Raw genomic sequence first — 18386 nt, 5'->3', positions numbered from 1 at the left:
CGAGGATCGGCTAACTCGCCAGCGGCCTAGTTCATAAGCTTAAAGCACATCAGCGTGATTGTGTTGCATTGAAACGAAGTTGGTTCGATGCTCTGCGCGTGGATCAAAACTCGCTAATTACGTACGGGGCACTACTCGGCACCATCGCCACTGCGCTCGCAACGTTCGCGCTTTGGTACGTCACGCGGGTACTCGCCAGAGAAACGAGGAGGATGGCGGATGCATCCGCACAGCCACAAGTGGTTGCCACGATTGTTCCTAATATGTGGTCGACGATCCATCTAGACATCGAAGTTAGCAATACAGGGAATGCCACCGCTTTCGACGTTGAAGTGAGTTTCGATCCACCGCTTGAGAATGGAGAAGCTCGAATGGGCGAGACACCTATTCCGTTTCAGCGAATTAGTGTACTCAAGCCGGGCCAATCGCTTAGGAGCTACTTGAGCGATGTTGGCAACTACTTGGACAAGAGTTTTACGGTGTCGGCGAAATGGAAGCTGCACCCAGACGATGTTGAATACCAAACCCTAGGGTACTGGCTCAACATGGGTGACTATAAGGGGGTAAGTTACCTTGGTGCGCGAGACCCACTCACGCAGCTTGCAGACCAGGTCAAGAAGCTACGCGAGGACTGGCGGCGCGTGGCGAGCGGATCATCCAAGCTCAAGGCGGACGTCTACTCCAGTGCTGATCGGGAGCGAGAGCGCGCCGCACTTGAAGAGCGCTGGTCACGCGAGCGAGAGAGTCGGTCCAGCGGCGATGACGTCGCTTAGAGAGTGACCCTCGCGCTCACTTTCTCAGAATGGTGGCTCCTGTTGATGGAACTTCTGGAAGAGGACGCACAGTCCAGAGCATGTGCGGCGGCTCACAACTTGTAGCTTCTGGGGCATGGTATCAGCACGGAGATGCCTGCCCCAAAAGATAGAGATTGCCATTTTGATCCATGCCCCATAAGGTCGGCGTACCTTTTGGGTCAGGAGAAGACATGAGCCGTATCGCCTACTTCCGCGTCTCAACCGGCGGACAGACCATCGAGGCGCAGCGCCACGCCCTCGCGGGTCCATTTGATCGTGAGTTCAGCGACGAGGGGGTCAGCGGCTCAACGGCTGCCGCGTCCCGCCCCGGCTTCGCGAAGCTTCTCTCCTACGTCCGTGAGGGTGACACAGTGTGCGTCTACGCGCTGGACCGGCTGGGCCGCGACGCCTTAGACGTGCAGAGCACCGTGCGGCATTTGATCGAGCAAGGGGTGACCCTCGACGTCTGCGGCCTGGGCGCAATCGGAAGAGGAGTGGGCGAGCTAATCGTCGCGGTTCTCGCCCAGATCGCGGACATGGAACGGCAGCGGATCAAGGAGCGGTGTGAGGCGGGGCGATCAGCAGCGCGCGACGCTCTCGCGAAGACAGGCAAAACGCACCGGGGCAAGATGAGCCTCGGACGACCGTTGGCTGCCGAACCGGCAGTGGTGCGCAAGTGGCGGGAAGAGAACAACGCCACCATCCGCGAGACCATGGCGCAGTTCGGCATCTCGAAGAATACGGTGTCGAGGTATTGCGCAGCATCCACGTAGAGTTAGGGGACCAGCCGCCGCGGATATGCCCCACTCCTCTATAAGGTCCGAGTTCTAGTCCAGATGCCCACAGAAGTAGCAGGGAGCGCCGCCTGATGGACAGGGGTGCAGCCTTACCTCCCGCGCGAGAGAGAAATAGGTACGGAATACGTGCCTTCACAGAAAATCCACCGTCGAGCGCCGAAGCCCTCTTCGACCGCGTCGAGCTTCGCGTGCGCGGCACCATCGAGGTCATGCGTCAGGACGCGATCGACCGCTTCGCGGCGCGGATCGGCCTCGGGGAGGCCCTTCCCCCGATCTTCGGCCCTGCACAGCGGTACCGGGGAAGCTGGATTTCGAAGGCAGCATCCGGGTCCATGTTCTCCGGCAGCGAGATAGCGATCTCGCGGCAGCCCCCCAGCGCCGAGTTCGTGGTGAGGCTCGCGGTCAATCCCATACGGACCCTCGCCCACCTGCTCGACCGCTTCACCTTCGACGAGATCGAAGGCCTCCCTCTCGCGGAGTTCTTTGCTCCAACGGACGATCCGACTTCGGCCCTTCGAACGCTTGACGGGCAGGACAACATGGTTCCCGATTTTCGGGCCTTCGCCGGAAGCGTTCACGAGACCTTCGTGCAACGGGTTGCAACATTCCACCGCGTGTTCGAAGCCAATCTACGAACGCGGCTCATCTTGGAAATGTGCCCGCCGGAGCAGGGCTACGAATACGGTCGGCGCGACGCACAAAGCCCCTACAGCGCGTGGAATGAGGACGCCGAAATGCGCCTCGACTGGGGCGGTCTGACCGTCTCACAAGCCGAGGCCTGCTGGGAGCGCCATGATCCAGATGCTCTTGCGAAGGTTCACGCGCTGGCGGACGGTGTACTTAGCGCCGCGCGCTCGCCCGTCGTACGGACGCACCCGAGGACCATTGGGCCATCCGTCGAGCGAGACCTTGGCGCGCTCTCTGTTCGCATCCCGCTCACGCCGACCGGCCACATAGTCCTCGTGGTCTACGCCAAGGCAGCGGATCGCCTGCGGGTAGAGGTCCGTTATCTCAAAAATCTCCCTGACGTGGTCCGCGAGCATCTACCGCAAGCTCCACGTAGCCTCACAGATTGGTTCGATGCCATCCGATCTGACGCTGCACCTCGCGTTCGCTGGTCGGAACTGCACGGGCTTCTGCGCCCGCCCGAGGACGCGACCATCGAGGCGCTTTCAGAGCTTCTCCAGCACGTGGCTGACGTCACCGACAAGGCGAAGTCTAAGAGGCGAACCATCTTGCAAGGGTTGCTACTGCATGGGGCGATCACGGCGACTAACCGCGACGGCGAAGCCCCTTTCCAGATATTGGAGCGGCTCGCTGATCGCGGCGTGATCGAACATCTTCGGCTAACGGGAAGGGATGCAAAGACTGGTCGCCGGTACCGGCTGACCGATCGGTACAGGGGCTTGGCGGGCAGGATTTGACGCCAAGTGCCCCATTCAGGCGAAATCCGCTGCTACAAAAGGCGCTACAAAACCCCGGCGACTGCCTTTTCTAAGTGATTGATTTTGTTGGCTCACACGCGCGGGGTTGAGTATCCCTCCGTCTCCGCCACGGTACTTGGCTGAATCTCTCGCGCTTTGCTCGGGTCCGCAAATCGAGGCAATCATCCGGCAGCTTCGAGTTGGAAGATCGCCACGCTCTCGGCTCTCTGCGTGGGGATTGGCAGGCCGGCAGACGCCAGCCAGCTACCGGTGAATTCGACCGGCTCGCGTTGCATGCGGGTGAACAGTTCGGCCATCGGGAAGACGTGTCCACGCGGCTCCGCGACCTCCAGCAGCCGAACACGCCATCGCGAAGTCGAAGCTGCGAATGGAAGCTTGAGCGGTTGCGGCCTGCGATCCTGGGCCGGATCGGTCCTGATGCAGAAGAGCAGCTTGTGAACGTCGGTGCCCTGCGCCTGCCAGCGCAGGCTGTCGGGCCCTTCGCCAAGATCGGTACGGTTACCGTGCAGGATATGGCGCCACGCCTTGTAGAACGCGATCCAGCGCGCAAGCTCGGCGCGGTCCTTGTCTTCCAGCGTGTCCGGATCGAGCTCTACCCCGAAGTGCCCCATGCAGGCGACCGCTGCGCGAAATGCCATCGACTGGCTTCGCCCCGTGACATGCGCCGGGCTGGCGCCGACATGCGATCCCATCATCTCGGGCGGCAGGAAGGCCTGGAACCCGCGCTGGATGGAGACCCGGGCGACCGCGTCGATGTTGTCGCTTGTCCAGTACCGGTGGACATAGGGCGCCAATCCGGCGTCGCTGCGCCCACCACCGCCCGCGCAACCCTCGATCTCGACCGCGGGATGCGCTTTGCGGAGGCGCTCCAGCAGGTCGTAGGTGCCAAGCGTCTGCCCCGCCCCGCCGCCAGGAGCATGGTCGCGGTTGTGATCCCATTTGAGGTAGGAAACCGGGGCCTGCGACAGGATGCAGTCCAGCCGTTCGAACAGGTGATCGCGCGCCTCCGCGCGGCGCATGTCGACCACCAGCTGGTTGCGCGCGGTCGGCTGCGGGCGACGGGGTGAAGCCAGGGCCCAGTCGGAATGAGCGCGATAGAGGTCGCTGTCGGGACTGATCATTTCGGGTTCGACCCATAGGCCGAACTCCATGCCCATCGTCTCGACTTCGCGGGCGAGCGGGGCCAGTCCGTCAGGGTAGATTGCCGGGTCCGGTTCCCAGTCTCCCAGCCCCGAGGTGTCGTTGCGACGCCCCTTGAACCAGCCGTCGTCGAGCACGAACCGCTCGATGCCGATGTCCGCGCCGGCCTTCGTCAGCCGGCGAATCCGCGCCGCGTCATGGTTGAAATAGCAAGCTTCCCAACTGTTGAGATGCACCGGGCGCGGCCTCATAGCACCGTCGGGCCATTGCACCATGGCCCGCACGGCCGAGTGCTGCTGCTGCATCGCGCCGTTTCGCCCGCGCGGGGAAATTGCCAGGAAGGCAGGTGGGCTGCGGTGGGTCTCGCCGACGCCGATCACGATTTCTCCCGGCGCCAGCACGGCCTCGGCACCGAGCGTCCAGTATCCCTCGTCGTCCCGTTCGATGGCGATCGCGCTGTCGCCCGACCACGCCAGTTGCAGCGCGAAGGCCAGTCCCGAATGCCAGCTGCAGTCTCCGTCGAGCACGTAGACGCCCGGCGGGCCGCCGTGGCCGGAAATGCCCCGGCGCGACAGTCGCTCCCAGCGATGCTGCGGCATGGCCTCGCTGCATTCGACCAGTTCGGCGTTGTGCCGCCCTCGCCAGGATACGATCTCGCGGGCCGATGCGGGGAGCGGCACCTGAAGGCTGGCGATACGCTCAAGCGCCACCGGAGCCGCGCCGTGATTCGTGATCGAAGCCGTGAAGCGGAAGCAGCCGCCTGCGACAATCTCGATCTCGAGTTCGTGGTCGAGCCCGGCGACCGGGTCCTGCGCGCGGGCGACGATCCGCCGTGCATCACGGGAGACATCGAAGGTGCTCGGGGCGAAGATAAGCGCTTCGCCCGATGGGTCACGGACTTCCAGCATTGGAGGACCGAACCAGCCCAACCCCGCCGGGGGTACCTTCGCCAGGGAAACGTCCCGATCGAGCGAAAACGTGGCCCGGCCGCGCGTTTGCGCCAATGGGGGCAATTCACCGGCATCGACCCGCGCCCCGAGGTGCCGCCACAAGAGTCCGCGTTCCGGGTCCCGTTCGAGCACCAGGCTCGCTTCGTCGGTATGGAGGGCGAGCAGATCGGCAGTCATCTCTCGTCCGTCCAACGGCGCGCATCGGCATGGTCGGCATCGGTGGGTTCGATCCACCTGTCGCCATCCGCGCTTTCCTCGCGCTTCCAGAAAACCGCTTCGGTCTTGAGCCGGTCCATCAGGTAATCCGCCGCTTCGAACGCCGCCCGCCTGTGCGCCGAGGCGGTCGCCACGAAGACGATCGCTTCGCCCGGAAGTATGCGACCGGCCCGGTGGACCACAAGGCACCGTGTCACCTCGAACCGGTCCATGGCAGCCGCGGCAATGTCCTGCATCGAGCGCAGCGTCATGCCGCGATAGCTTTCGAGCACCAGGGCATCGACGCCGTTGCCGTCTTTCGATGTGCCGCGGGCATGCCCGCTGAAGCTGACGACTGCACCTTCACCACGCAAGCCGGCCGTGAACCGGGCGAGCAGGTCTGCCGGCGCGAACGGTTCGCCGGCGAGTTCGACTTCGACCGTCATCCGCCCGACACCGGCGGGAACAGTGCCACCGTGTCGCCCGGCATGACGCGCGCGCCCGGATCGACAACGGCCTCGTTCACGCAGGCCTTGATCCTCCCCGTCGCAAGTTCGGCGGCCAGCGCCGGATAGCAATCCGCCACGCGCGCCATGACGTCAGCGGCGGTACAGCCGGATGCCGGAATGGCGATCAGGACCTCGGAACCCGCGACTCCGGCAAGCTTGCCGCAAAGCTCCACGCAAAGCTGCGCCTCCTGCCTATCCGGGTCGGCCATCGCCATCCTCCACTTGCAGCGAGTTGGAGGGCCGCGCGTTCCATCCTGAGTGGAGGTAGTCCAGATCAAACTGGTATCGCGTCGTCGTGCGGCGGCGGGACCCTTCGGGCAGATGGTGGGCCGGAAGACCGGCGTTGCGCGCGGCGCGCTCGATGACCGTTTCGATGACCGAACCTTCGGGCCAAGTCGCGCAATAGCGTACGCGGCCATGGCGCCAGCACGCCACCCGGCCATCGGCGGCGACAAGCTCCGGCTCGGCGATACCTTCCAGCGTGTCATGCCAGCGGGCGATCGCCCAGGCATTGTCCTCTGCCGGGGTGACGAGACCAGGCCGCAGAGTTTCGCTGAGGACGACCTTGCCCCCCACCAGTTTTTCCAGCGGACCGGGCGCCAGTCCGGGCGGGATCGCGAAATCCGCGTCGCGACTGCCGGTGCGCGGGCCGATGACGACCTGCCCCTCAAATGTCGAAAGCTCGTTTGCAAGCGCGTCCGGAACGATCGGGAGGCACGGCACGACGGTAAGCTCGTAACCGGCCAGCGACGTCCCGGGCGCGATGATGTCGACGTTGAGCCCCAGCCTCCGCAGCGCCGAGTAACAGGCGAATACCGCCCACAAGGCCGAGCAGCCCTCCCCCTGTGGCTGAATCTGGGTGATCCATTCGCTGTCGTAAGAGAAAACCAGGGCGGCGTGCTTCACGGGAGCGCCGATGTCGCCAAGGGCGGCGATCTCGTCTGCGGCCTCGCGCGCCTCGGCCAGGGCCGGCGCCGGCGCGCCGTCGGTGCGCAGGAGGCCCGCGTGCATCTGCTCCTGCGCCTGGGGAAACTGCCGCCAGCGAAAATAGCTGACGAGTTCCGCCCCGTGCGCCATCGCCTCAAGGGTCCAGAGCCTGACCATGCCCGGTGCCGGCGCGGGATTGTGACGCGCCCAGTTGACCGGTCCCGGCTGCTGCTCGAGCACCCACCAGCGTCCGCCCCGTATGCATCCGCGATAGAGGTCGTGATGGAACGCGGCGATGTCGGGATGCCCCGTCCGCGCGTAGCGGCGCTTGTCCTCCTCGGAAAAGCGGAACATCTCGAGGAAGCCGAGCGGGTAGCTGTCCCAGCCGATGGCATCGAGGTCCGCGCCAAGGTCATGGTGATCGTAGCCGGTGTAGAACCCCATCGCGTTGTGAACCACGTCGCGACCCGGCGAGTGTTCGCGGATGATGTCCGCCTGCGCGCGGTTGAAGGTGATGACCTGGTCCGAGGAGAATCGTCGGAATGCTAGCCAGTGCGCCGGATTGGCCTCGGTCACGGTGAGGTTGGGCAGATCGACCTGACCGAACGAGCGATACGCCATCGACCAGAAGACATTGCCCCAGGCGTCGTTCAGCGCCTCGATCGTCCCATATCGTTCGGCCAGCCAGCGCCGGAAGGCGTCGCGCGCGGCGGCGGAAAAGCTCTGGACCGTGTCGTGGCAACCATACTCGTTGTCGGTCTGCCATGCGACGACGGCCGGATGCCCGCCGTATCGCTCCGCCATCGCGCGCACGATCCGCGCGCATTCCTTGCGATAGCCTTCGTGGCTGAAGCAGTAATGTCTGCGCGAGCCGAAGCCGCGCGGACGGCCCTCGCGGTCGAGCGCCACCATGTCTGGCATGCGATCGACGAGCCACTTGGGCGGCGTCGCGGTGGGTGTGCCGAGAATGACTCCGTGGCCCTCTGCAGCCAGCGCCTCGATCGCATCGTCCAGCCACGCCCAGTCGAACCGCCGCGGCGAAGGCTCCAACCGGCTCCAGGCGAATTCACCGATGCGCACCCGGCTGATGCCCGTTTCGGCCATAAGCCGTGCGTCCTCGCCCCAGCGCTCGGGCGGCCAGTGTTCCGGATAATAGCAGACGCCCAGTCTCATGCGCTATTGCACCTATCGTCAATTTCTCCGACGATGCTAGGCGAAAAAGAAACGGGTTGGGAGGAATTCGCATGCTGGATCAGGTGAGCGTTACGGGAAGCGGTGTTCAGGTCGCGGTCGCCGTCGCGCTGACCGTCCTGGTCGCGCTGGCGACCTGGCTCAAAGTCCGCAAGGCCAAGCACGACGGGTCCGAACAGGATGTCTACCTTGCCGGCAAGGGGCTGACCTGGGTCTTCGTCGCCGGATCGATCACGCTGACCAACCTGTCTACCGACCAGCTCGTGGGCATGAACGGCAACCAGATGCTCCTCCTCGCCTGGTGGGAGATCGCCGGGTTCGTAGGCCTGATGGCCTTGGCGTTCGTGTTCGTGCCGCTCTACTATCGCTACAACTGCACCACGGTGACCGAACTGCTCGAGCGGCGCTACGATGGGCGGCAGGTCCGGACGCTGATTTCAGCGCTGTTCATCACGGGCAACGTGCTGATTTATCTACCCGCCGCACTCTATTCGGGCGGGCTGTTCCTCCAGTCGCTTTTCGGGAGCAGTGTGCCGCTGATCGCATTCTCGGTCGGCCTCGCGCTGATCGGCGCGGCCTATACCGTGTTCGGCGGACTGCGCGCGGTCGCGGTCATGGACACCTATTCGGGCATCGGCATCCTGGGCCTGGCGCTCGTCATCGTCTTCCTCGCCCTTGCGGCAGTCGATTTCGACATCGTCAGCGGCGTTCCGGCCGACCGCCTCAGCATGGTCGGCAGCGCCGACAGCCCGATCCCCTTCCACACGCTGTTCACCGGGATGGCGTTCATCCAGATCTTCTACTGGTCGACCAACCAGAACATCACCCAGAAGGCGATGGCGGCGCCCACCGTGCGCGAGGCGCAGAAGGGTGTGTTCGCCGCAGCCGCGATCCGCATCCTGGTCGTGCCGCCGATCGTGGTGATCCCTGGGGTCGTCGCCTACAAGCTGTTCGGCGACATCGGGGATGCCGCCTATGGCCGGCTGGTGGCAGAGGTGTTGCCGACCTGGCTCTCTGGCGCATTCGCAGCAATGGTGGCCGCGGCGGTCATCACGACCTTTTCCGCAGTGCTCAACTCAACCGTCGCACTCTACTCGGTAGATTTCCACGAGCGCTTCGTGGGCAAGGTGCAGAACCACTGGAAGCTGGGTGCGGCGCTGTCCGCAATCGTGACCGTCGTCGCGATCGCGATGGTTCCGGTTTTCATGAATGCCGAGAGCATCATCAACCTTCTGCAGCAGCTGAACGGGCTCTCATCGATGCCGATCCTTTCGGCGTTCATCGCGGGGCTCCTGTTCCGCAACGTATCGGCCAAGGCGGCGGTGTTCGGTGTGCTCTGGGGCGTCGCGCTCTACGGGGCATTCAGCTTCTGGTGGCAGCCGCAGGGCCTGGTCGCGATGCATTACATCGACTTCATGGTGATCACCCTGGTCACCTCGGTGCTGGCCGCGCTGTCGTTCAACCGACTGGTATTGGGGCGCCGGGCCGAGTGGATCGGGCTGGCCTTGTTCAAGGGAGACGCTCCGGTCGCGGAAGGCACCGGAAGGCGAAGCGAGACAGCCGGCTAGCGTTCCGAAAGGGCGCGAAACCCTGGATAAGTGGGCTGGTCGACCTGGAGCTTGCCGATGGTGGTGAGGATCAGGTGTTCCAGAAGAGCGTCCGACGTCGGCATCCCTTCGCGGATGCGGCGTGCGAGCTCGGCATTCAGCGCGGCAAGATCACCGCCGTGTCCGAGGCGATCGGCCAGTCGTTCGCTCTCGGATGCGTCGAGCTCGGGCGCAAGCTCGCGCTCGCGCGCGGCAATGCCCAATGCGTTGGCGATGACCTTTTCGGCGAAGGTTGTCAGATCGCCCGATGCGCGGGCCTTGCGCGCTTCCTCCTCGATCAGCGCGGCGGCGGGATCATCGAGCACGCGCGGCCTCCCACGCGGGATGGTCCGGCGCAAGCATGCGCATCAGGTCGAATTCCGTCTCGGACGCGCGGCGGGCTATCACCGCCCCTTCGACGCTGCGCGCGCCGTCCATGAACGCGCGCGCCGCGCCGGCGCACATCGTGCCCCAGTTCATCGTCTGGAATACCTCCCACCACCGCAGTTCATCGGGATCGACCGGGGCGCCGCCCGCTTCCGCATAACCGGCAAGCAGGTCTTCGCGCGTGCCGAACCCGCCGACCGGCAGGTCGGGCCGCTGGAACCGCCAACTCGGCACGCAGATCCAGGCCAGGTCGTAGGCCGCCAGGCCTAGGTGCGCGAGTTCCCAGTCGAGCACCGCGACAAGGCCCTGCGGCCCGACCACCAGATTGCCCGTCCGGAAATCGCCGTGGAGCAGGACGTGCGGACGATCGTCCGGCACGCGATCGCGCAACCAGCGCAGTGCGAATTCGAACACGGGGCGCGCCTGACCGGTCGTCCGGTGGCGCGCCTCGAGGGAATCGAGCGCCTCGCGCGGGCCTTGCGAGCGCAGGCCGAGCGTTTCGTGCCCCGTTGCAGCGTGCAGCCGCGCCAGCACTTCGCCGCACCGGCGCGCGAGTCCGCGCCGTGCATCCTTCAGTTCCGGCAGCTTGAGCACTCGGGTGCCGACAGTCTCCCCAACGACCCGGGCCATCGCGTAGCCGTCGCCTGCGGGGGAGCTTTCGGGCAGCTCGAACGCGACCGCAGGCACCGGCACCCCCGCTTTTTCCGCCAGCCGGACCAGGGCTGCCTCGGCAGCCACGCTGGTCAGTCCCTGGGTCGATCGCGCCCGACCGGGCGGCTGGCGCCGCAAAACGAGCGGGAGCGCCGAACCGTCCCGCATTGCGAGATCGAACCGCCACATCTCCTTGCTCGCCCCGCCGCCGAGCCGCGCGAGTCCCTCGACCCCTTCGGCCGGGAGGCCGGTGTCCCGAGCCGCAGTCAGGAGGGATTCGGCAAGCGCATGCGTATCGACCGGCGTCAGTCCGGCGCTTCCGAGTGCGGCAGGTGGCGGTTGCTGCGCCGACATCGTCCAACACCTTGCGCAAATCGCCCGCGCGGTCCACCCGTCGCGCCGAGGAGAGCGCAATGGATTTCACCATTCCCCGCGAAATCGAGGACTACTACAGCGAACTCGAGCGCTTTATCGAGGCGGAGATCGAACCGCTCGTGGCGGCCGACGACAACGTGCGCTTCTTCGATCACCGGCGCGAGCATGCGCGCACCGACTGGGATCGCGGCGGGCTTCCTCGGCACGAATGGGAGAACCTGCTGCGCGCCGCGCGCAGGGCGGCCGACAAGGCCGGGCATTGGCGGTTTTCTGCCCCGAAGAAATACGGAGGCAAGGACGGGTCCAACCTTGCCATGGCGGTGATCCGCGATCGCTTCGCCCAGCGCGGACTCGGCCTCCACAACGACCTGCAGAACGAGCATTCGATCGTCGGCAACTTTCCTTTCGTGGCGATGTTCGAGACGTTCGGCACGGAAGCGCAAAAGGAGGAGTTCATCCTCGGCGGTTTCGAGGGGACTCGCCGCGTCGCGTTCGGCCTGACCGAACCGAACCACGGTTCCGACGCGACCTGGATGGAGACGCGCGCGGTCCGCGAAACCCGCGACGGGGTCGAGGGCTGGCGGATCGACGGCGAGAAGATGTGGATCACCGGGATGCACGTCGCGACCCATTGCGCAACTTTCGCGCGCACCAGCGGCGAGCCCGGCGACGCGCGCGGGATCACCTGCTTCCTTGTCCCCAATCCTACGCCCGGCCTCGAGATCGAGGAGTGGATGTGGACCTTCAACATGCCGACCGACCACCCGCGCCTGAGCTTGACGGACGTGTGGGTGCCGGACAGCGCAATTCTCGGCGCCGAAGGGCGCGGCCTCGCCCTGGCGCAGAGCTTCGTTCACCAGAACCGCATCCGGCAGGCCGCATCGAGCCTGGGTGCGGCACAGTTCTGCGTCGAGGAGAGCGTGGCGTATGCCCGCCAGCGCAAGCCGTTCGGCGAGGAACTCGCGCGCAACCAGGCGATCCAGTTTCCGCTCGTCGAACTCGCCACCCAGTGCGAGATGCTGCGGCTGCTGATCTACAAGACCGCGTGGGAAATGGACCGGATGCCGCACGAGGAGATCGAGCGGTCGATTTCCGACAAGGTCAGCATGTGCAATTACTGGGCGAACCGGCTGGTGTGCGAGGCGGCCGACCGCGCGATGCAGGTCCACGGCGGTATCGGCTACTCGCGCCACAAGCCCTTCGAACATATCTACCGCCACCACCGCCGCTACCGCATCACCGAGGGCGCCGAGGAAATCCAGATGCGCAAGGTTGCGGCCTATCTGTTCGGCTATCTCGGCCCCCGAAAAGGGAAATTCGATTGATTTTCAGGCGCCAGCTTACCGTTCTTCCGTTTCTTGCCATCGCTGCTCCCCTCGCCGCACAGGACGCGGACGAGGCGGAGATCGTCGTGACCGGTCAGGGCCTGCCCGATACGCCCGCGACGCCCGCCTATGGCACGCAGGTGATCGATCGCGAGGCGTTGACGACGGTCCCATCCGGCCGGATCGAGGATGCCCTGGCATCGATTGCCGGGTTCCAGCAGTTCCGCCGCTCTGACAGCCGCTCGGCCAACCCGAGCGCTCAGGGCGCAACGCTGCGCGCGCTCGGCGGCAATGCATCGAGCCGTGCGCTCGTCCTGCTCGATGGCGTGCCGCTGTCCGACCCCTTCTTCGGCTATATCCCGTTCAGCGCCATCGCGCCCGAGCGGCTGGCCAGCGCCCGCGTGACGCGCGGCGGCGGCTCGGGTCCGTTTGGCGCGGGCGCGTTGGCAGGCACGATCGAACTCGCGAGCGCGGGCGCCACCACGCTGGGGCCGTTGTCCGGTCAGGCGCTCGCGAACGATCGCGGCGAAAGCGAGACGAGCCTGACGATCGCTCCCCGGCTGGGAGCGGGTTTCGCGGTGCTCTCCGGCCGATGGGACCGGGGCCAGGGCTTCTGGACCACGCCCGCGGCCCAACGCGTGCCTGCCAGCGTGCGTGCCGCATACGATGCATGGTCGGTGGAAGGGCGCGCGGTTGCGCCCCTATCCCCCCGCATCGAGCTTCAGGCGCGGATGAGCGCATGGGACGACCAGCGTACATTGCGCTTTGCGGGCGCCGACAGTTCGACGGAAGGCCAGGACGCCTCGCTTCGGATAGTCGGACGCGGCGATTGGCAGTTCGATGCGCTCGGATACGTTCAGTCGCGCAATTTCACCAATGTCGTCGTCAGCTCGACGCGATTCGTGCCTACGCTGGACCAGCGCAACACGCCTTCGACCGGGATCGGGGGCAAGATCGAGGTGCGTCCGCCTGCAGGACCCGAAACGGTCCTCAGGCTCGGGATCGATTATCGAAGGTCCGACGGCACTCTGTTCGAGAACGCGATATCGACCGTGACGGGCGAGGTTACCGAGAGGCGCACCGCGGGCGGGACCAACAGCAACTTCGGTCTCTTCGCCGAGACAGACCGCAGCATTGGGCCGCTCGTGCTGACCGGCGGGCTACGAGCGGACCGCTTCACGATCCGCGACGGGTTCTACCGGGCTCGCGCCGCGAACGGCGCAACAGTCGCCGACAATGCGTTTCCCGACCGGTCGGGTTGGGATGTCTCGGTGCGAGCGGGCGCGGTCCTTGCGGCGGGCGGCGGGGTGCGGCTGCGCGCGGCAGCCTACACGGGCCTGCGCCTTCCCACGCTTAACGAACTCTATCGCCCCTTCGTGGTGTTCCCGGTGACGACCCAGGCCAACGCCGCCTTGCGGAACGAACGGCTGGAAGGGTTCGAGGCCGGGATGGATTTCGCGCCTTCACCCACCATCGAACTGTCGCTGACCGCGTTCGACAACCAGGTCGAGAACGCGATCGCCAACGTCACCGTTGGCACCAACTTGCGCCAGCGCCAGAACATCGATGCGATCCGCGCACGCGGGATCGAGGCCGGGACGAGGCTTTCGCTCGGGGCCTTCCGCCTGCAGGGCTCGCTTGCCCTGACCGACGCCGAAGCGCGCGGGAGCGGCGCGGCAGCGGCACTCGACGGCAAGCGCCCTGCCCAGACCCCGCGGGTGGCCGGGTCGGCTACGCTTGGCTGGCAGCCCCGCGACGGTTGGATGGTGTCCGCCACGCTCCGCCATGTCGGCGCGCAATTCGAGGACGACCTGGAAACCGACCGGCTTCCCGCGGCGACGACGCTCGACGCCTATGCCGAAATCCCCCTGACCGGCCCGCTGGCGCTTGTCCTGCGCGGCGAGAATCTGACAGACGAGACGATCGTAACCCGCAACCAGGCGGGTTCGATCGACCTCGGGGTCCCGCGCACGGTATGGGCGGGCCTGAAGTGGAGGCTCTAGCCAGCAGGCGGGACATTCCTGCTCATCCCACCGGACCCGGCTTGGCGCGCGCCGTCCCGTCGCCTAGACGCACCGGATGGATAGCACGGAGAGCGAGCCGCCAGTCAATTTCTGCCAGGCTTGCGCGGTGCGCAACCGGGCGATCTGCGCCGATCTTCTTCCCGACGAAATCGATCTTCTCAACCGGATCGGTCGACGCCGGCGGCTGACGGCTGGCGAGCAGCTGCTGTGGGAAGGCGACGACGCGATACTCGTCGCCAACGTCATCGAGGGCGTGATGAAGCTCTCGACCCAGACCGCCGACGGGCGCGAGCAGATTCTCGGTCTCGCCTATCCATCCGACTTTCTGGGTCGCCCGTTCGGGCAGTCGACACCGTACGGGGTGGAAGCGCTCAGCGACGCGCAGGTCTGCGTATTCCAGCGCGCCGATTTCGACCGCTTCGCGCGCGAGCATCCGCGCCTCGAGCACAAATTGCTCGAGCGGACGCTGACCGAGCTCGACCGGACGCGCAAATGGATGCTGCTGCTCGGGCGCATGAACGCCGAACAGAAACTGGCCGCGTTCCTGCTCGAGCTGTCCGAGCGCCTGGCCCCGGCAACCTGCAGCATCGAGGCGGGGCCTTCCGACGAACTCGAATTGCCCCTTTCGCGACAGCAGATCGCCGACGTGTTGGGCCTGACGATCGAGACCGTCAGCCGCCAGTTCAGCCGCATGAAGAGCGAAGGCCTGATCGATCTGCCCTCGCGCCGCGAAGTGGCGATCCTCCAGCGCGAACGGCTGGAGGATCGCGCCGCCTGACCGCAATCCGAAGGGCAGGCGGATATCAGAAGCGCCAGGCGAGGCCTGCGCTCAGCACCCATGGATCAAGCTTGTGCCGGGTCTGAATTACGACCGTCTGTCCGGCGTACCAGCGCGCGGTCGTGTCGATGAAGTAGCGCTTGGCATCGAGCGTGAAGCCGAGCCCGCGATCGTTCACTGCCAGATCGACCCCGGCCTGCAGCGCCAGACCCAGTTCGTCGCTGAGGCTCTGCCTGGTGACACCGAGCGGCACGGTCGCCGCGCCCGGTTTGCTGTCGACCCATAGGAAATACGTCGGCCCTGCGCCGACATAGGGCTTCGCCGCGCCGAGAGGGAAATGGTACTTGAGCGTGACCGTTGCGGGGATGACCTTCGCGTCGGCGACGAGCTCCGCCCCCGGAAGGCCGGTAGTGGCATCGACGTCGTGCTGCGTGAGGCAGCAGATCGTCTCGACCGAGAGCGCATCGTTCAGGAAGTATTCGATCGCAATCGTCGGCACGAGGTTGTCGTTGCTCTTCGTCTGGAGCGTGGCGGGGAGCCCGACCGCATCGGTCTCAACCCGGGTGATCTTGCCGTCGGTGAGCACGGCGGAGCCCAGCACCTTGATCTGAAATGGGCCCTGCGAATCGCTGGCAGAAGCGGGAACGGCGACCGTCGCAAACAGCGCGGCACCGAGGGCGGGTATCATTCTCATGGATGTCTTGTCCGGCGGAGCAGTGGCCGCACCGTGCGACCAAGGCTTTTGCTTCGCGCCGGCTCGCTAGCCGAGCGAACGAAGCCGCTCGTTGATGCAAGTCAACGATTGTCGCGCGCTTCCCCTGCACAAGGGCGGAATGATCCACCACGACTTCGATACCCAAGTGCTGGGCGAGGTGGATCCGCTCGCCCACTTCGAGGAATGTATCCTTCGGTTCGCTCGTTCCCCGGATCTGGCCTGCCGACTTCATGCCATCGCCCGCACCGCGACCGTGAGGCCGGACGAGGTGGCCCCGCTCGACGAGGCCCACGACCAGTTCGCCTTCGTCGACCTCGGCGCTACCAAGCTCGTCGCCCATGCGTCCGCCGGCCGCGAACAAGTCCTGGCCTTTCATTTCGCGGGAGATCTCGTCTGGGTGCCGGCGCGCGCGACCCATCGATATACGCTCTGCCCGCTCATAGAGACGCGCCTCGTTCTGTTCCCTGCGAAGCAATTCATCGAGCTCGTCGGCGGCAGCGCGGCGGTCATGGCAACCCTGCTCGAACGCACGCTGCTGGCGCTCCATCGCTGCAGGGAGAAGTCCATCTCGCTCGGTCGCAAGACCGCGCAGGAGCGGATCGCCGGTTTCCTCGTGGCGATGGCCGAACGCGTCGGCACCGAGGGCAACGCGGGGATCGAAGTCGTCCTGCCCATGTCGCGCCGCGACATCGGCGATAGCCTGGGCCTGACGATCGAAACCGTCAGCCGCCAGTTCAGCGATCTGCGTGCCGAACGGCTGATCGAGACCTCGGGCCGCTCGGTCGTCCGGATCAGGGAGCCGGCGGCACTCGAGGCGCGCGCAGGGCATCTTCGCGTCCCGTCCGACTAATTTTCCAAATTTGCGCTGGATCAAGGATTGGCCGCGCCCCGGTTCATAGACCCGGCGCGAAACGGACGGAGATTTCCATGCAAGCCGAAGCAGCGCTGGGTCGGATCGGCCTGTGGTTCGCGGTCATGCTGCTCGCGATCGTAGCCTATGTGTCCGCGGCCGACAGCGGCTTCGCAGTCCATGCGGCGCTCGTGGGCCTCGTCGCCCTCGCACTCATCGTGGCTTCCGCGGGGCGCTTTGACCCCGTGGGAGGCGCGCGCGGGTTCTTCCGTATGCCCGAGGGCGAAAGCCGGTACGACGACGATCCGATCCGTTGGGCCACTCTGGCGACGCTGTTCTGGGGTCTGGCGGGCCTTCTTGCCGGACTGTTCATCGCCGCCCAGCTCGCCTGGCCGCAGCTCAATTTCGAGCCCTGGTTCAATTTCGGCCGCCTGCGACCGCTCCACACCAGCGCGGTCATCTTCGCCTTTGGCGGCAATGCGCTGATCGCGACGAGTTTCTACGTGGTCCAGCGCACCTGCCGCGCGCGGCTGGCCTTGCCCGGCCTCGCCCGCTTCGTATTCTGGGGCTACCAGATGTTCATCGTGCTGGCGGCGACCGGCTACCTTCTCGGCATCAGCCAGGGCAAGGAATACGCCGAGCCGCAATGGTACGTCGACTGGTGGCTGACGATCGTCTGGGTCGCCTACCTCGCGGTTTTCGTCGGTACGATCCTGAAGCGACACGAACCCCACATCTACGTCGCCAACTGGTTCTTCCTCGCGTTCATCGTCACCGTGGCGCTGCTCCACGTGATCCAGAACCTCGACATGCCGGTGAGCCTGTTCGGTTCGCAGGCCTATCCTCTGTTCGGAGGCGTGCAGGGGGCGCTGGTGCAGTGGTGGTACGGGCACAACGCGGTCGGCTTCTTCCTGACCGCAGGCTTTCTCGCGATGATGTACTACTTCGTGCCGAAGCAGGCCGAGCGGCCGGTCTATTCGTACCGGCTGTCGATCATCCACTTCTGGTCGCTGATCTTCCTCTACATCTGGGCCGGCCCGCACCACCTGCTCTACACCGCTCTGCCCGACTGGGCGCAGACGCTGGGCATGGTCTTCTCGATCATGCTGTGGATGCCGAGCTGGGGCGGCATGATCAACGGGCTGATGACCCTGAACGGCGCGTGGGACAAGGTCCGCACCGATCCGATCATCCGCATGATGGTGATGGCGCTCGCGTTCTACGGAATGAGCACCTTCGAAGGGCCGATGCTCTCGATCAAGTTCTTCAATTCGCTGTCGCACTACACCGACTGGACCATCGGCCACGTGCATTCGGGCGCGCTGGGCTGGAACGGGATGATCACCTTCGCCTGCATGTACTACCTCGTGCCGCGGCTGTGGAAGCGGCAGCGCATGTACAGCCTGCGGATGATCAACTGGCACTTCTGGCTCGCGACACTGGGGATCGTCTTCTACGCCGCGAGCATGTGGGTGGCGGGGATCACCCAAGGGCTGATGTGGCGCGAGTACGGTGCCGACGGCTACCTCGTGAACAGCTTCGTAGACACGGTGGCGGCAATTCACCCGATGTACCTGATGCGGGCATTCGGCGGCCTCCTCTACCTGGCGGGCTTCGCCATCATGCTGTGGAACGTCGCGCAGACGCTGGCGGGCAAGGTCCGGACCGAAGCACCGATGACCGAGACGCCGCACGATCCGGCGGCCGATCGCCCGATCCCGCCCACCGCCGTCCCCGCCGAATAAGG

Annotated in this window: 16 protein-coding genes; 9 read left to right on the top strand and 7 right to left on the bottom strand. The window is 65.6% G+C overall.

Features of this window, described 5'->3' with window-relative positions:
* Positions 1-212 precede the first annotated feature (212 nt).
* The 3 genes from A6F68_RS05575 (at position 213) to A6F68_RS05565 (ending at position 3015) form a co-directional block, all read left to right on the top strand.
* The gene (locus tag A6F68_RS05575; RefSeq protein ID WP_198152688.1) at positions 213-773 is read left to right on the top strand and encodes a hypothetical protein; all 561 of its coding nucleotides are present in this window, start codon (positions 213-215) and stop codon (positions 771-773) included.
* Between the two features lie 212 nt (positions 774-985).
* Positions 986-1567: a recombinase family protein gene (locus tag A6F68_RS05570; RefSeq protein WP_067682130.1), complete on the top strand. Its 582-nt coding sequence runs from the start codon at positions 986-988 to the stop codon at positions 1565-1567.
* 95 nt (positions 1568-1662) lie between these two features.
* A complete protein-coding gene (locus A6F68_RS05565; protein WP_157096667.1) occupies positions 1663-3015 on the top strand; it encodes a hypothetical protein in 1353 nt (450 codons plus the stop codon).
* A gap of 182 nt (positions 3016-3197) precedes the next feature.
* On the opposite strand, the gene A6F68_RS05560 is transcribed toward A6F68_RS05565, so the two are convergent.
* Genes A6F68_RS05560 through A6F68_RS05545 form a run of 4 tightly spaced genes read right to left on the bottom strand, consistent with a single transcriptional unit; the run spans position 3198 to position 7930 of the window.
* Positions 3198-5303, bottom strand: coding sequence for an alpha-galactosidase (locus A6F68_RS05560; protein WP_067677219.1), 2106 nt, complete (start codon positions 5301-5303; stop codon positions 3198-3200).
* The gene (locus A6F68_RS05555) at positions 5300-5767 is read right to left on the bottom strand and encodes a molybdenum cofactor biosynthesis protein MoaE (protein WP_067677217.1); all 468 of its coding nucleotides are present in this window, start codon (positions 5765-5767) and stop codon (positions 5300-5302) included. Before A6F68_RS05555 ends, A6F68_RS05560 begins: the two co-directional genes overlap by 4 nt.
* Positions 5764-6039 carry a MoaD/ThiS family protein gene (locus A6F68_RS05550; RefSeq protein ID WP_067682127.1) on the bottom strand — a complete coding sequence of 92 codons (276 nt, stop codon included), beginning with the start codon at positions 6037-6039 and terminating at the stop codon, positions 5764-5766. Before A6F68_RS05550 ends, A6F68_RS05555 begins: the two co-directional genes overlap by 4 nt.
* Positions 6023-7930, bottom strand: coding sequence for a beta-galactosidase (locus A6F68_RS05545; protein WP_084001700.1), 1908 nt, complete (start codon positions 7928-7930; stop codon positions 6023-6025). Before A6F68_RS05545 ends, A6F68_RS05550 begins: the two co-directional genes overlap by 17 nt.
* A 71-nt stretch (positions 7931-8001) precedes the next feature.
* Here A6F68_RS05545 and A6F68_RS05540 point away from each other — a divergent pair, with 71 nt between their 5' ends.
* Positions 8002-9516 (top strand): SLC5 family protein, encoded by a 1515-nt coding sequence (locus tag A6F68_RS05540; RefSeq protein WP_067677215.1) that lies wholly within the window; start codon positions 8002-8004, stop codon positions 9514-9516.
* On the opposite strand, the gene A6F68_RS05535 is transcribed toward A6F68_RS05540, so the two are convergent.
* Both A6F68_RS05535 and A6F68_RS05530 read right to left on the bottom strand, forming a co-directional pair.
* Entirely contained in the window at positions 9513-9860 is a 348-nt protein-coding gene (locus tag A6F68_RS05535; RefSeq protein ID WP_067677212.1) for a DUF6285 domain-containing protein, read from the bottom strand. The two genes, A6F68_RS05540 and A6F68_RS05535, sit on opposite strands and share 4 nt — an antisense overlap.
* Positions 9850-10926 carry a phosphotransferase family protein gene (locus A6F68_RS05530; protein WP_084001699.1) on the bottom strand — a complete coding sequence of 359 codons (1077 nt, stop codon included), beginning with the start codon at positions 10924-10926 and terminating at the stop codon, positions 9850-9852. The genes A6F68_RS05535 and A6F68_RS05530 overlap by 11 nt, the downstream gene beginning before the upstream one ends.
* A 59-nt stretch (positions 10927-10985) precedes the next feature.
* On the opposite strand from A6F68_RS05530, the gene A6F68_RS05525 reads away from it, so the two are divergent.
* The 3 genes from A6F68_RS05525 to A6F68_RS05515 all read left to right on the top strand — a co-directional run bounded on the left by A6F68_RS05525 (position 10986) and on the right by A6F68_RS05515 (position 15074).
* Positions 10986-12272, top strand: a complete 1287-nt coding sequence (locus tag A6F68_RS05525; RefSeq protein WP_067677210.1) for an acyl-CoA dehydrogenase family protein — start codon at positions 10986-10988, stop codon at positions 12270-12272.
* Positions 12269-14275, top strand: coding sequence for a TonB-dependent receptor (locus A6F68_RS05520; RefSeq protein ID WP_067677208.1), 2007 nt, complete (start codon positions 12269-12271; stop codon positions 14273-14275). The genes A6F68_RS05525 and A6F68_RS05520 overlap by 4 nt, the downstream gene beginning before the upstream one ends.
* A gap of 76 nt (positions 14276-14351) precedes the next feature.
* Entirely contained in the window at positions 14352-15074 is a 723-nt protein-coding gene (locus A6F68_RS05515) for a Crp/Fnr family transcriptional regulator (protein WP_067677206.1), read from the top strand.
* A gap of 25 nt (positions 15075-15099) precedes the next feature.
* Here the strand turns inward: A6F68_RS05515 and A6F68_RS05510 are convergent, their stop codons facing one another.
* The gene (locus tag A6F68_RS05510; protein ID WP_067677204.1) at positions 15100-15768 is read right to left on the bottom strand and encodes an OmpW/AlkL family protein; all 669 of its coding nucleotides are present in this window, start codon (positions 15766-15768) and stop codon (positions 15100-15102) included.
* Between the two features lie 94 nt (positions 15769-15862).
* On the opposite strand from A6F68_RS05510, the gene A6F68_RS05505 reads away from it, so the two are divergent.
* Positions 15863-16639, top strand: a complete 777-nt coding sequence (locus A6F68_RS05505) for a helix-turn-helix domain-containing protein (protein ID WP_067677202.1) — start codon at positions 15863-15865, stop codon at positions 16637-16639.
* Positions 16640-16716: 77 nt separating this feature from the next.
* A complete protein-coding gene (gene ccoN / locus A6F68_RS05500) occupies positions 16717-18384 on the top strand; it encodes a cytochrome-c oxidase, cbb3-type subunit I (protein ID WP_067677200.1) in 1668 nt (555 codons plus the stop codon).
* Positions 18385-18386 lie beyond the last annotated feature (2 nt).

Source organism: Tsuneonella dongtanensis, assembly GCF_001698205.1.
Taxonomy (GTDB): domain Bacteria; phylum Pseudomonadota; class Alphaproteobacteria; order Sphingomonadales; family Sphingomonadaceae; genus Tsuneonella; species Tsuneonella dongtanensis.
This window is presented reverse-complemented; position numbering and strand designations above follow the sequence as displayed.